This window comes from Streptomyces sp. 2A115 (assembly GCF_052245575.1).
Lineage (GTDB): Bacteria > Actinomycetota > Actinomycetes > Streptomycetales > Streptomycetaceae > Streptomyces.
In genome coordinates this window covers 1-1,357 of record NZ_JBQQCG010000222.1, presented here as the reverse complement: position 1 = coordinate 1,357, position 1,357 = coordinate 1, and the positions used below count along the sequence as shown (strand labels likewise).

At 68.6% G+C, this 1,357-nt stretch carries 1 protein-coding gene; it reads left to right on the top strand.

The window, feature by feature from the left end:
• Positions 1-141: 141 nt before the first annotated feature.
• Entirely contained in the window at positions 142-1,332 is a 1,191-nt protein-coding gene (locus ACTWQR_RS55690; RefSeq protein WP_443235009.1) for an IS110 family transposase, read from the top strand.
• Positions 1,333-1,357: the final 25 nt, after the last annotated feature.

Below are 1,357 nucleotides of genomic sequence, written 5' to 3'. Positions count from 1 at the left end.
GTGGCTTCAACTGATTGGCCGCCCGGCGCCCCACGACGACTCGGCTGCCAATTAGGAATTGCGAATGATCGCTCCGTAGGGAATCGACAGCGAGGTCGTCCGTCGGGAAGCACCAGCAACACCACCGCACGGAGGCATCACATGGCCGATATCTGGGCCGGCATCGACGCCGGCAAGACCCACCACCACTGCGTCGCGATCGACGAGAGCGGCCGTCGGCTGCTGTCGCGACGCGTCGCCAACGATGAACCCGAGCTCCTCCAACTTCTCGCCGACGTACTGGACTTGGGTGATGAGGTGACCTGGAGGATCGACCTGGCCGATGGCGGAGCCGCCCTGGCCATCGCGATCCTCCTCAACCACGACCAGCCGGTGCTCTACCTCTCCGGCCGGGCCATCCACCGCGCCTCCGAGGGCTACCGCGGCGAGGGCAAGACCGACGCCAAGGACGCCGCCGTCATCGCAGACCAGACCCGCATCCGCCGTGATCTGCACCCCTTACGCACCGGCGACGAGACCGTCACCGACCTCAAGATCCTCACGGGCCGCCGCATGGACCTGGTCGCCGACCGCACCCGCACCGTCAACCGGCTTCGCGCCCAGCTCACCAGTGTCTTCCCCGGCCTGGAGCGGGCCCTGGACCTGACCAAGACCGGCCCGCTCACCCTGCTGACCGGCTACCAGACCCCGGCCGCCCTCCGCCGGATCGGCACCAAGCGCCTTGTGACCTGGCTGCGCAATCGCAGCGCTCGCAACGCCGATCAGCTGGCCGAGACCGCCCTCCAGGCCGCCGAGCGCCAGCACACTAGCCTCCCTGGAGAGAAGCTGACCGCCCAGCTGGTGCACACGCTGGCGAAGGAGGTGACGGCCCTCAATCAGCAGGTCGCCGAGCTCGACAAGCTCATCGAGGCCCGGTTTCGCCAGCACCGCGACTTCGAAGTGATCACCAGCATGCCCGGCCTGGGCATCATCCTCGGCGCCGAGTTCCTGGCCGCCACTGGCGGTGACATGGAGGCCTTCGGCACGGCCGACCGACTCGCCGGCTTCGGCGGCGTCGCGCCAGTGCCCCGCGACTCGGGGAAGATCAGCGGCAACCTGCGACGCCCGCAGCGCTACAACCGCCGCCTGCAGAGAGTCTTCTACAGCTCGGCGTTGTTCAGCATCCGGCACAGCGAGGAGTCGCGCCGCTTCTACGACCGCAAACGCGCCGAGGGCAAGCGCCACACTCAGGCCGTGCTCGCTCTCGCCCGCCGCCGCGTCAACGTCCTCTGGGCCCTTCTGCGCGACGGACGGCGCTACGAAGTCACGCCGCCCACCGCTCTCGCCGCTTGACAGACGGCATTAGGAATCAGCTGGC